The organism is Hyphomicrobiales bacterium, assembly GCA_030688605.1.
Taxonomy (GTDB): Bacteria; Pseudomonadota; Alphaproteobacteria; order Rhizobiales; family NORP267; genus JAUYJB01.
In genome coordinates this window covers 1-11980 of record JAUYJB010000149.1, presented here as the reverse complement: position 1 = coordinate 11980, position 11980 = coordinate 1, and the positions used below count along the sequence as shown (strand labels likewise).

Annotated in this window: 15 protein-coding genes; 1 reads left to right on the top strand and 14 read right to left on the bottom strand. The window is 67.6% G+C overall.

The window, feature by feature from the left end; genetic code table 11:
- The 3 genes from Q8P46_15575 to Q8P46_15565 all read right to left on the bottom strand — a co-directional run.
- Positions 1–747, bottom strand: a 747-nt coding sequence (locus tag Q8P46_15575; protein ID MDP2621565.1) for an ankyrin repeat domain-containing protein, incomplete at its 3' end; no start/stop codon positions are given.
- Positions 728–1327 carry a DUF3306 domain-containing protein gene (locus Q8P46_15570; GenBank protein ID MDP2621564.1) on the bottom strand — a complete coding sequence of 200 codons (600 nt, stop codon included), beginning with the start codon at positions 1325–1327 and terminating at the stop codon, positions 728–730. The genes Q8P46_15570 and Q8P46_15575, both read right to left, overlap by 20 nt.
- A 28-nt stretch (positions 1328–1355) precedes the next feature.
- A complete protein-coding gene (locus tag Q8P46_15565) occupies positions 1356–1907 on the bottom strand; it encodes a DUF3305 domain-containing protein (protein MDP2621563.1) in 552 nt (183 codons plus the stop codon).
- A gap of 217 nt (positions 1908–2124) precedes the next feature.
- Here Q8P46_15565 and Q8P46_15560 point away from each other — a divergent pair, with 217 nt between their 5' ends.
- The gene (locus Q8P46_15560) at positions 2125–4176 is read left to right on the top strand and encodes a 4Fe-4S dicluster domain-containing protein (protein MDP2621562.1); all 2052 of its coding nucleotides are present in this window, start codon (positions 2125–2127) and stop codon (positions 4174–4176) included.
- A 171-nt stretch (positions 4177–4347) separates the two neighbouring features.
- Here the strand turns inward: Q8P46_15560 and Q8P46_15555 are convergent, their stop codons facing one another.
- From Q8P46_15555 to Q8P46_15505, 11 genes are all read right to left on the bottom strand, one after another.
- Positions 4348–4536: a hypothetical protein gene (locus Q8P46_15555; protein MDP2621561.1), complete on the bottom strand. Its 189-nt coding sequence runs from the start codon at positions 4534–4536 to the stop codon at positions 4348–4350.
- A 375-nt stretch (positions 4537–4911) separates the two neighbouring features.
- Positions 4912–5238, bottom strand: a complete 327-nt coding sequence (locus Q8P46_15550; GenBank protein ID MDP2621560.1) for a hypothetical protein — start codon at positions 5236–5238, stop codon at positions 4912–4914.
- A complete protein-coding gene (locus Q8P46_15545; GenBank protein MDP2621559.1) occupies positions 5235–6266 on the bottom strand; it encodes a DUF6352 family protein in 1032 nt (343 codons plus the stop codon). The genes Q8P46_15550 and Q8P46_15545 overlap by 4 nt, the downstream gene beginning before the upstream one ends.
- Positions 6259–6744, bottom strand: coding sequence for a DUF6505 family protein (locus tag Q8P46_15540; GenBank protein MDP2621558.1), 486 nt, complete (start codon positions 6742–6744; stop codon positions 6259–6261). The genes Q8P46_15545 and Q8P46_15540 overlap by 8 nt, the downstream gene beginning before the upstream one ends.
- The gene (locus tag Q8P46_15535; GenBank protein MDP2621557.1) at positions 6741–7508 is read right to left on the bottom strand and encodes a biotin/lipoate--protein ligase family protein; all 768 of its coding nucleotides are present in this window, start codon (positions 7506–7508) and stop codon (positions 6741–6743) included. Before Q8P46_15535 ends, Q8P46_15540 begins: the two co-directional genes overlap by 4 nt.
- 7 nt (positions 7509–7515) lie before the next feature.
- On the bottom strand, positions 7516–7710 hold the full coding sequence (locus tag Q8P46_15530; GenBank protein MDP2621556.1) for a DUF6494 family protein: 195 nt from the start codon (positions 7708–7710) through the stop codon (positions 7516–7518).
- A gap of 46 nt (positions 7711–7756) precedes the next feature.
- The gene (locus tag Q8P46_15525; protein MDP2621555.1) at positions 7757–8764 is read right to left on the bottom strand and encodes a trypsin-like peptidase domain-containing protein; all 1008 of its coding nucleotides are present in this window, start codon (positions 8762–8764) and stop codon (positions 7757–7759) included.
- A gap of 227 nt (positions 8765–8991) precedes the next feature.
- On the bottom strand, positions 8992–9120 hold the full coding sequence (locus tag Q8P46_15520; GenBank protein MDP2621554.1) for a hypothetical protein: 129 nt from the start codon (positions 9118–9120) through the stop codon (positions 8992–8994).
- Positions 9117–10568 (bottom strand): c-type cytochrome, encoded by a 1452-nt coding sequence (locus Q8P46_15515; protein ID MDP2621553.1) that lies wholly within the window; start codon positions 10566–10568, stop codon positions 9117–9119. The genes Q8P46_15520 and Q8P46_15515 overlap by 4 nt, the downstream gene beginning before the upstream one ends.
- A gap of 83 nt (positions 10569–10651) precedes the next feature.
- Positions 10652–11782 carry a formate dehydrogenase subunit gamma gene (locus Q8P46_15510; protein MDP2621552.1) on the bottom strand — a complete coding sequence of 377 codons (1131 nt, stop codon included), beginning with the start codon at positions 11780–11782 and terminating at the stop codon, positions 10652–10654.
- An 11-nt stretch (positions 11783–11793) separates the two neighbouring features.
- On the bottom strand, positions 11794–11980 hold a 187-nt coding region (locus Q8P46_15505; GenBank protein ID MDP2621551.1), incomplete at its 5' end, for a hypothetical protein.

Sequence of the window (11980 nt, the reverse complement as noted above, 5' to 3'; positions counted from 1 at the left end):
GGCTTTGCCGCCCGCATCGAGGATCAGACGCACCCGGTCCTCCTCGCCGCTGTCGAGCGCCGACATCAGCGGCGTCCAGCCGTCGGCGGCGGGCGCGTCGACATCGGCGCCGGCGGCGATCAGCTCGGCGGCGACGGCAAGCGCCGTGGCGCGCGGGCCCGTCGCGGTGAGGTCCCTGCGGCTCGAAAGCGCGTGGTGCAGGGCGGAAAGGCCGCGCCTCCTGTCGCGGGCGGAAAGGTCGGCGCCGGCCTCCACCAGCGCCGCGACGGCGGCGGGCGACTCGCCGCGGGCCGCGATCATCAGCGCCGTCAGACCGTCGCGCTCCTCGCGCGCCTCCAATTCGGCGCCGGCCTGGGCCAGCACCGGCACAAGCTCGGCCCTGCCCGCATCGGCGGCCGCCATCAAGGCGGTCCAGCCATCGGCGCGGGCGCGGTTCACGTCAGCCCCGCGGGCGAGAAGATAGGAGGCGGCGTCGCGGTGGCCGGCGGCCGCGGCGAGCATCAGCGCGGTCGAGCCGTCGGCGCCGGCGGCGTTCGGCTCGCCGCCGCGGTCGAGGAGATATTCGATGATGTCGACGCGGTTGGCCTCGGCCGCGGCGAGCAGCATCTCGGCCGGCGTGATCTGCCGCGCCTTGACGTCCGGCGTCGGCGCCTGGGCGCGCGCCGCCGCGGCCGGGCCGAAGCCTGCCGCGAGCGCGAGAATGGCGGCCAAGAGCCAGGCCGGTTCTTTAAGCCTTTTCCACATCATCGCCGCCATCCGGAGCGGGCTCGGTTGCCGATTCCTCCCCCTCCTCCGCCGCTTCCGCCTCGGCGGCGGGTGCCGCGTCCGCCACATCATCCTCGGGCTCCGCGGCGGCGGGCGCATCGTCCCTGCCGTCAGTTTCCCCGCCGCTCAGCAAGCCCTTGCCGGGCTTCCAGGAGGTGACCACCTTGCCGAGGCTGGCGGCGGCCTCGCCGCGATAGTCATCGGCGTAATCGGTCAGACCATCGTGATAGGAGTATATCGGGTTCGACCGCCACAGCTTGCGCAGCGCCAGCCGCCGGATGCGGGCCGGAACGCCCCTTTTCATGAACACGGTATAGTCGGACCCCGGACCCAGCTTCTCGACATCCTCCTCGGTAAGCTCGGGCGGCGCTTTTTCCGCGCCCGCGCTTTCTTGGCTGGCTTCGGCCGGGGCATCGGACGCCGCGGCGGGGGGCGCGGGCTCCTCGCCGGCCGAGCGCTCTTCGGCTTGCTCGTCTGCCTCCGGCTCGGGCGCCGCCTTGGTCTTGAGCTTGCGGCGCGACCAGCGCGACAGGAATCCGTCGTCCGTCTTCTTGGTGCTCATGGTCACACTTCCTTCTTGGTGCTCATGGTCACACTTCGCCTCCGCCGGCATCGTGGCCGCCTTGGCGACGCTTCGAGAAGATCGGCTCCTTGCCGAATTTCGGCGTATCCGGGTCGGCCCGGTCGCGGTGGCGCTTGACGAATTTCTCGTCGACATGGTGCTCGTCGACAAAGGCCCGCACCCAGGCCACGATCCCGGGCGGCATCGGCACGGCCTCGACCAGATCTTCCGCGCTATGCAAGAAGTCCTGCGCCTCATAGGGCGACGCGGTCACCGTCTCCACGAAATAGGGACGGTCCTCATCGCCCTCACCGTCGCGACGCAATACAACATAGACCCTCGGCGGGGTCTCGGAAAGGGCGACCCTGTAGGCCTCGGTATCGCTGCGACAGAGCGTCAGCGGCACGGTCCCGCAGTGATAATGGGTCCACCCCTCGCCGGATTCGATCTCCCTCCACTCATCGATCGGCGGCGCGCCCGGGATCACCGCGATGGGGCGCCACGACCAGTCGGCCCATTTGTGGTCGATCTTTACCCTCGCCACGATCACGCCGACGGGAATGCTGACTTCGCGGGGCATGCCACCTTACCTCAACCTGACATCCATGCTTGTCTTCATTATTATGCTATGCAGGGCCGCCGAGCGGCACGCTCCGCTATTGCACCATGTTTCTTTCCCGTTCGGAAACCATAGCAAATTGCTTTTGCCGCCGGGGCTATTTAGATACGCTCAAAAGAATAACAGGCGCAATGCCGCCCGGACGCGCATTCGATCGCGTCATCGTGGAGGAAACCGCATGAAACTCAAGGGCCGAACGGTCCTGTTGTGCAATTGCGAGCAGACGATGTCGCTCGACGCCGACGCCATCAACAAGGCGATCGAGGGCGATGGTGCGCCGCACATTCACCGGCATCTATGCCGCACGGAGATCGAGGCCTATGCGAAGGCACTCGCGCCGGGCGAGCCGGTGCTCGTCGCCTGCACGCAGGAAGCGCCGCTGTTCCGCGAGGTGGCCGCCGAGAACGGCGCGACCGGGGAGCTTTCCTTCGTCAATATCCGCGAGCGCGCCGGCTGGTGCGCCGGCAGGGCCAAGCCGACGGCCAAGATCGCGGCGCTCATCGCCGAAGCCTCGGTCGAGATCAAGCCGACCGGCATCCGCACCCTGACATCGGACGGCACGTGCCTGGTCTACGGCGCCGGCCAGGCGGCGCTCGAGGTCGCGGGCCGACTTGCCGGGCGGCTCAACGTGTCGCTGCTCCTGACCGATCCGGACGACCTGATGCCGCCGGCAACCGCCGAGGTGCAGATCTATCGGGGCAGCATCGTCAGGGCGGAGGGCCATCTCGGCCGGTTCGAGATCACGGTCGACGGCTACGCGCCGATGATGCCCTCGTCGAAATCCGCGCCCGACTTCCTGATGGCCCGCGACGGGGCAAAATCGCAGTGCGGCCTGATCTTCGACATGTCGGGGAGGGCGGCGCTGTTTACCGGCCACGAAAAGCGCGACGGCTATGTGCGCGTCGACCCGAACGATCCGGTCGGCCTCGCCAAGGCCATGTTCGACATCGCCGACATGGTGGGCGAGTTCGAAAAGCCGATCTACGTCACCTACGAGGCCGACATCTGCGCCCATGGGCGAAACGGCCTTGTCGGCTGCTCCAACTGCCTCGACGCGTGCCCCGCGGGCGCCATCGCCGCCGAGGGCGACATCGTCCTGATCGACAGCGACGTCTGCGCCGGCTGCGGCTCGTGCAGCGCAAGCTGCCCGACGGGCGCGGTCAGCTACGCCTATCCGCGCCGCGAGGATCTGATCGCGCGCATGCAGACCCTGACATCGGCCTATGCCAAGGCCGGCGGCAAGCGGCCGGTGCTGCTCGTCCATGACGATCGCCGCGGCGGCGCGCTGATCGGCGCCATGGCGCGCCATGGGCGCGGGCTGCCGGTCAACGTGCTGCCCTTCTCCGTCTTCACGGTGACCCAGATCGGCCACGAGTTCCTGGCCGCGGCGCTGATCGCCGGCGTCGAGCGGATCGTCCTCCTGGCGCCGCCGGAACGGCCCGAGGAGCTGGCCCCGCTGGAGGCCCAGGTTGCGCTGACCCGGGCGTTCTTGAGCGGGCTCGGCTTCAAGTCGGCGGCGGAGCGGCTGAAGATCCTCGCCGAGTCCGACCCCGACAAGGTCGAGGCGGCGTTGCACGAGCAGCCGAAGATCGCGGCGCTTAGCCCCGCGACCTTCTCCGCCGTCGGCGGAAAGCGCGCCATCGCCCGCAACGCGCTCGCCAAGCTGCACGAGGCCGCGCCCAAGCGGCCGGACATCATCGCGCTGCCCGAAGGGGCGCCCTACGGCAGCCTGACGATCAAGACGGAGGGTTGCACGCTCTGCCTTTCCTGCGTCTCCTGCTGCCCGGCCGATGCCCTGCACGACAGTCCGGAGCGCCCGCAGGTGCGCTTCATCGAAAGCGCCTGCGTGCAGTGCGGCCTGTGCGCCACCACCTGTCCGGAACATGTGATCTCGCTTCAATCGCGCTACAATTTCACCGCCGACGCCATGACCCCGCGGGTCCTGCACGAGGAAGAGCCGTTCGAATGCGTGCGCTGCGGCAAGACGTTCGGCACCCGGAGCACGGTCGAGCGCGTCATGGCGCAGCTTGCCGGCAAGCACGCCATGTTCCGCGACCCGGAACAGCAGAAGCTGATGCAGATGTGCGACGACTGCCGCATCATCACCCAGGCGGAGAGCCCCACCAATCCGTTCGCCGCCGGCGAGCGGCCGCGCGTGCGCACCACCGAAGACTATCTCGCCGCGCGCGAGGGCGCGCCGGGCATGGAAGACTTCCTCAAGGACGATTGAATCGCCTTGCGGACGGTCTGAGCACCTTCCCGTTACGACCTATGACAACTTTGTCGTTGCCCGCGAAAGCGGGCAATCCAGGCGCTGATACCGGCGGCCATCGCAGGCTCCGCGCGGGCCGGCGGCGGTCCGCCGCCGGCGACGGGGTGAAATCGAAGCGAACTCTTCAGCTCAGTGCGTAGCGGAGTTCTGCCACCGCACCACGGCTCTCACCCGTTCGGCGAGCAGCCGGCATTCCGGGTCTTGCTGGATCGCGTCTTCCACCTGGCGGCAGGTCTCCCCCTCCAGCCTGCCGCGGTAATATTCGAAAAACAGCTCGATCGCCATTTCACGCACCATGTCATTCGAAACCAGGTTCATCGCCGTACCATTTCCTCCTGCGCATTCGCCCCTCGCCCCGAATCGCACGAGACGGCCGCGACGGCGAATTCGGCGCCGGGCGACGTCTCGAACATCAGGCTTCTTATTGTCTTGAGTTGGCCACACGCGCAGGCGCGATCCGCTTCCACTTCGTTCAACGACGCCGTGTTTCGCTTCCAGGGGAGTGCCGGCGACGATGGCCTTCTCGCATCCTCTCTAACGATGCAGACGGGGCATGGTTCCATGGCGCCGGTGAAGAAAGTTCAAAGAAAATCGCTAGGCTTCGAAATGGCGGCGAGCGCACCGGCGACGACCGTTTCGCGGCGCGGGCGGCGCGCGTGGCATTTAAGATATCCTGGAGAACGAGCAGGAAGCTCAGCGCGGCAGGCCGGGCGGAGGGCCCGGCGGGCCGCTGTTGTCGCCGAACTGCTGCCGGCAGAACGCCTCGGCGCGGGCGCGGAAAGTGGCATATTGCGTCTCGTTGACGACGCCCTCGGCCTGCATCCTGTCGACGGCGCCGACGCGCTCGGCAAGGCAGGCGGCAAGCTCGGGATTGGCGGCGGCCTCAGGGCTCTCGCCCGAGACGAACAGCGTTTCGCGGTGCAGATAGGCGAGCGCCGCCACGCAGGCCAAGATGACGAGCACCGCTGCAATGCGCGCCCCCGGCCCGTCGGCAAAGGATCGCCGCGCGGGCCGGTTCACGACGCGCGGCTCCGGCTGACCGCCCTGTCGTCCGGCTTCAGGGGCAGGTTCACCAGGATGTTCTGCGGCTTCATGCGCAGCTTGCCGCCGGCCGTCATCGCCATGCCGAGATAGACCGGTTTGCGGCGCATCGTTTCGACGGTTACGTCCGCGTCGCGGAACTCCATGCGGAACAGAGCGACGATGCGGCCCATATCGTCGAAGCTCACCTCGCGGCCCTCATAGAGCGCGTTGAGGATTGCGGTCGCCTCGCTGTCGAGCCCGACATGCCAGGTCCAATGCCGGTCCGTGATCGACTGCAACGGCTGGACCCGCACCGCGACGCCGAGGAAATGCTTCACCCATGCCTCGATGACACGGGCGAAGGCATCGGGCGCCGGCTGGGTGAAGCGGAAGTCGATGACCGTGTCGAAACGGTCGCTGCGCTGCCAATAGATCTCCTTGTTGTCCTCGCCGAGAACGTCGAGCTCGACCGATTTCGCCGCCGTGCCGGCGAGGGCCAGAAGCTGGCCGAGGCCGCCCGCCTCCGCACGCATCCCGACGATCTCGTCGTCGGCGAGCATGATGCGGCCATCCGGGACGCTGACATTCTGGTCGCGGAAGAACAGCTCGGCGGCGCGCAGTCTTATGGGGTCGGCGCAGCCGCCGAGCACGTTGCGCAACATCAGATGCACCATCTGGTCGAGAAACACCGGCGGCAGCTCGATGCGGTCGGAGCGGATGAGGCCGAGATAGGCGCCCTCGACGGTGCCCGCGCCGACAAGCAGGTCGCGGAAGCGCAGCACCAGACGGTAATTGTCGCGGGCGTCGGCATCGGCGATCGCCGCGATCTCGCCGTCGCCGACGGGACGATAGGGATCGGCCATCAGCGCGTCGAACAGCCGGTGCTCGTTGTCGCAGGATTCCTCTTTCGGATGGACCTCGGGCCGGGTCAGATAGGCGCGCAGATAGTCCGGCGTGACCTCGAGCCAGCCCTGTGCATTGACCCGGACCAGGTGAAAGCCGGCCGCTTTCCAGAAATCAGGCATCGTCCTCGACGATCTCCCAGATGCGGGTGTGCAGCTCGCCCGACGGCGGCGTGACGATGCGGAATTCTTCGCGGATGCCCCCCTTGTCATCGAAGGCGCGGCTGACCGCGAAGACCGTGTTGACCGGCTGCTCGGCGGCGAGATCGGCGATGAAGGCGCATTCCTCTTCCGCGGCACCCCGCGCGGCGGCCTTGTCGGGGGCGCCGTAACGGGCGATGAGATGCGCGCACAGGGCCTCGTGCGCCGCCTCGCGCTCCTCGACCGTCATCTCCGATACGCTGGCAAAGGTCGAGCGCCCGAAGGAGGCAAGCCCGAGAAAGCCGTTGGCAAAGGCCTGGCGCGTCTTGCCGGCGATGTCCTCGGGCGCCAGCTGGGCAAAGGCGAATGCGCCGGAGACCGCCCATTCGCCGGGCTCGGCGGCCGCGTCGAAAACCTGGGTGTCGGAGGGATCGAAGCGGATCGCGCGCAGGAACTTCATGGGGCGCCCGCCTCGCTCAAGACAGCTTCATTGAGAATGCGGGCGGCGCGCTCGGTCGCCACCACCTCGACGCCGGCGGCGGTGCGCAGCAGAAGGTTGCCGCACTCATCGAGGCCGACAAAGGTCCCGCTCATGGTGTTGCCCGCACAATCGATCGTGACCGCCCGGTCGCGGTCGTGGGCGCGGCCGAGCCAGACCCGATGCGCCGGCGCGAACCCGTCATGCTCCCAGGTGTGCACCCAGGCCAGGAAGTGGCGGCAAAAGGATTCGATGAGCGAGGTCCGCGTGACCTCGCCGCAACCCTCGTCGAAAAGCGTCGTCGTGCCCGGGTCATGGCCCGGCTCGCGCCTCCTGGAAACGTCGCGCAGCGCGATTTCGGCGCCGATGACGAGCCAGGCCGGCGCGCCGTCGGCGCCGGTTCCGGCGGCCATGGCGATCGGCATGTCGCCGACAATGGCGCCATTGACCAGAATGGTCTGCGGCCAGCGATAGGTGAGCGCCACCTCGGGCGGAGCCACCGCGCCGAACGCGTCGCCGAAGGCGACCATGGCGACATAGAGCATCTCCATCGCCCGTTCCCGCCGCACCTCCGGCTCGAGCACGATGGCGCATTCGAGCCGCGACACGTTGCGGCTCCACGCCACGTCGCCGGCGCCGAACCTTCCTGCGCGCGCAGCCTCGACCGCCTCGGCAAAGGGCCGCGCCGGCCGCTTGACCGCGTGGCCCGTCAACAGCGGCGGGAATGTGGGCTCGGGCAGATGCACGCGCGCTTCAACCGAGATCGATCTCGCCGGTCACCACATGGTTGAGATCGGTGCCGCCGGCGGTGAGCACCATCTTCACGGCAAGCTTTCCCTTGCCGCGCAGCTTGCCCTCGCGCACCACCCGCTCGATCTCCTGCTGCGAGGTGACGCCGACCTGCTTCAGGAATTTGCGCATGGACATGTTGAATTTTTCCTCGTTCATGACTTTCTGCTCCCTATTAAGCTGTGGCCTGCATTATCTCATAATTTCACCGGTCCTCGTCGAAGCGCAGCGTCAGTGTCACTTCGGAGCCGTCGCGCAGCACCGTGACCGCAAGATCGCCGGGCGCCGTCACGCGGGCGAGCGCGGCGACGAAATCGGCCGGACCGTGGACCGCGCGGCGGCCGGCGCCGACGACGAGATCGCCAACCTTCAGGCCCGCGGCGGCCGCCGCTCCTGCGGGGGCGAGGGAGGCGACGTGGGCGCCGACGCGCCCGGTTCCGCCGGTCTCCGGCGCCGCCGTCAGATGCATTCCGGCGGCAAGCCAACGCACCCGCCCGGACGCCTTGAGCTCGCGCGCGACGCGATCGGCAAGCGGCGCCGACACGGCAAAATTGACGCCGATATTCGCGTCCGACTGCTTGGTGAAGATCGCCGACAGGATGCCGACCAGCTCTCCCCCGCCGTTCACCAGCGCACCGCCCGATGCCCCCGGATTGACCGCCGCGTCGGTCTGCACGAAATCCTCGATGCCGTTGAAGCCGACGCCGGAGCGGTGCAGCGCCGAGACGACGCCGCAGCTCACCGATACGCCGAGACCGAAGGCGTTGCCGAGCGCACACACCTCCTCGCCGAGGCGCGGCTCATCGGCAAACGCGAGCGCCGGCAGCGGCACGGCGACGCGCAACAGCGCCAAATCGGTAGCCCGGTCGCGGCCGATAATCTCGGCGCCGAAGATGATCCCGCCGACGGTCTTGACCCGGACCGAGAGCGCCCTGTCCACGACATGCAGCGCGGTGATCACGTAATGGCCGTCGAGGACCGCGACGCCGGAGCCTTCCGGCTCGGCCGCCCGCACCGCGCTGCTCGGCCATTCCGGCAGCACGCTGACCACGGAGGCGAGCGCCGTGGCGGCGCGCTCGCCGTCCGCCGCGGCGGAAACAAGCGAGAGGGCAAGAAGCGCGGCGGCAAGAGCCTTTCCGACCCATATCGATGCATTCGACCGGGAAGATTTCGCGCCGTGGCCAGGCGCGGTTCGCCGGGCGATTCGGTGCATCGGCCAAGAGCCGCAACACCGCCACGGCGCAAAAGGGCCCGGCCTTCGGTGGGGCAAATCGGCCCGCCGGGATCGTCGCGGCGCTCGCCCGATATCTCGAATCGCGCATCGCGTCGCGCCTGCCCGCACGAACCGATTTGCCGCCATCAAATACATCAATATGGGTCGGAAAGGCTCTCGCGCCACCGACCTTATCGCCATCCCCAAAAAGGTTCCCGGGACCAATCCTACAAGCGCACCGATCCGTGCGACGACGAATAGATGTCTTGCGAGGACATGTCGATGTTATTGAAGATCGCCCAGGCGGCTATCGTTATGACAATGATCGCCACCAGGCTGCCCAAGAAAGCTCTCATTTCCCATCTCCCGAAGTTCCGCCCGGCTGGGCCGCGTCCGCCCCGCTCCGGCCGTTTATAGCGCCGCCATTCGCGCGTGTCGCGCGTTTCAGATAGGCGATCAGCGCGTCGCGATCCTCAACGCTCTTCAACCGCTGCAAGGGCATTTTCGAGCCCGGCGTGACCTGGTCGGGCCCGTGGTCGAACAGCTCGGCAACGGTCTCCTCGTTCCAGACGATGGTCGATTCGCGCAGCGCCTTCGAATAGGGATAGCCGGGCAACGAGCCCGCCTTGCGCCCGAACAGCCGATACAGGCTCGGGCCGGCGCGATTGCCGTCCTGCGGCGAGACCGTGTGACAGACGCTGCACCGCTGGGCGAACTGCATTTCGCCGGGGTCCGTAGCCTCGGTCACCTGAAACCGGCGCGGATAGACGCCAACGACCGGCTCGAAGGCTTCGAGAGGCTCGATTTGCCAGCCGATGATGAAATCGTCGAGGCCCGAATAATAGATCTTCGTGCCGTCGCCGGAGATGGCCAGCGACCAGACCGGCCCGTAGGGATTCTCGTGCTCGTATTTGAGCTCCCAGGTGTCCGGGTCCCAGACCCGGACGATGCCGTCGCTGCCGGCCGCCGCGACGATGCGATGCCGCGCCCACACGCCGGCCGCGAGCACCGGCCGGCTGAACGGCTGTAACACCTTCGCCAGCTCGCCCGTCCGCAGATCGATGACGCCGATAAATCCGCTGCCGCCGTCGCCGATGCCGCCGACCAAGGCGCGCTTACCGCCCGGCAGAACGCAGATCACGTTGAGCGGCCCGCCATAGCGGTAGACCATACCCTCGAGCGTGCCGTCGGCGACGCGCCAGGACCTGACGCCGCCGTCGTAGCCGGCGGTGTAGAGCCGCGACCCGTCGGCCGAGAACGCCACCGAATTTACGTTCCCGCGATGCCCCTCCAGAACCGCGATCGGCTTGAGCTTCTCCAAGTCCCAGAGCCGGGCCGTGCGGTCCCAGCCGGCCGAGGCGGCCACTTTGCCGTCAGCGGAAACGGCGACGTCGACCACCTTCGCCGTGTGTCCCGTCAGGCGCTTAAGGAGGCGGTTCGCGGCCAAGTCGAAAACGCCGACGGTTCCATCATCGCTCGCCGAAACCGCCAGCTTGCCGTCCGGCGTCGCGGTGACATCGTTGACGCCTCCATCATGGTCCAGGAACCGATGCCCGATGCGCGCGGTTTCGCCGTCGATTTCCCAACGGATGATCGAATAGTCGAAACCGGCCGAGAGCCAGAGGTCGCCGTCGGGGCTGATACTGACCGACTTGATCGGCCCGCCGTGACCGACAAGCCGATCCGGCGCGCCGGCGGCGCGGACGGCGAGAGGACCGAGCCAGATCGCGGCGAGGCACAGGACGAAAAGGGCGCGGACGGCGGCGCCCGCAGCGATGCGATACCGGTGTCGTCGTACGGACATGAGCAATTCCGGCATGGTCTGGGACGACGCCCGCCCGCCGGCCGGCAATCTCACCCAACGGCTCGGGAGCCCGCGCAATTCGGCTATTCCGCGGGCTGGGCGGCGGCTCCCCCCTTGGCCGGCTCCTTGTCCATCTCCTCGACCCAGACGCTGTGGTGCTCCCGGGCCCAATTCAAGTCGACCTCGCCCGACCACATGGCGCCGATGGCGCCCTCCATGCCCAGCGTGCCGATATAGATATGCGCCAGGATCGCGGCGATCATCGCCAGTGACACGACGCCGTGCCAGAGCTGATTGAGCTGTTGCTCCTGGAGCGGCGTGAAATCGGCGGGCAGACCGAGGCCGAAAACATTCAGCGCCGAGAAGGTGTCGCCGAAGAAGGTGAATTGGAACGGAAACATGAGGGCGAGGCCCGACAAGCTCAGGCTGACGCCGCCCAAGATCACCACCCAGAAGATGATCTTCTGGCCGGCATTGAACTTGCGCGCCGGCGGGTGCGTATGCGCGGTGAACAGGCCGCCGCCCTTGGCCAGCCAGACCACGTCATAGCGGCTCGGAAGATTGTGTACGATCCAGCAGACGAAGACGATCACGAGGCCGGCAATGAAGGCAAACGCCCCGTAATTGTGATACCACTTTCCGGCGTTCATCAGCAGCGAGAAGGCATCCGGACCAATCAGCGGTTTGAGGGTGTAGCGGCCGTAAAGCATGTTGAGCCCGGTGAGGGCGTGGAGAACGAAGGAGACGGCGACCAGCCAATGTCCAAACCGCTCCACCATCGTGAAGCGGGTGACCGTCATCCCGCTCCATCCCGACTCGATCTTGATCCGCCCGCGAAGGAGAAAGAACAAGGCGAGCACGATGATCATGCCGAGCATCAACCAGGCGCCGTAGACCGACATGGGACCGTTGCGGATCGCGCGCCAGTTCTCCCCCTCCGATTGAATAAGCTGTGCGGCATTCTTGTCGGGGATCGACACGGTCCCTGACTCGCCTCTGCGAATGGCGCGCCAGAATTCGGAATCCGATGTCGTGCCGAGCGTCCCGCCGGGCACCGCACCGCCGGTCGGCGCGCCGCGCAGCTCCGGCGCGACCTCCTGGGCCTGCGCGGTCCCGCCAAATCCGGTCGCGCCGATCAGCAGCGCTAGAACGAGACTTGCGAGGAAGGCAAATGGGCGCCGCGTTCGAAGGCTGCCTCTGCGCTGCATGATCATCGCCTTTCTCCCTAGTATTTCTGGGCGCTGCCGCGGTGCCGCAGTTCTTCGAGCTGGGCATCGCTGAGCGGCGTGTCTTGCGGCCCCTGATAGACGCCCTTCTGGTAGGTGAGCGGGCGACCCTGCTCGCCCTCGCGGCACGCGCCCAGCCCCAACGCCAAGATTGTTGCGCCGATGATCGCCAAGCCGTGCCAAACC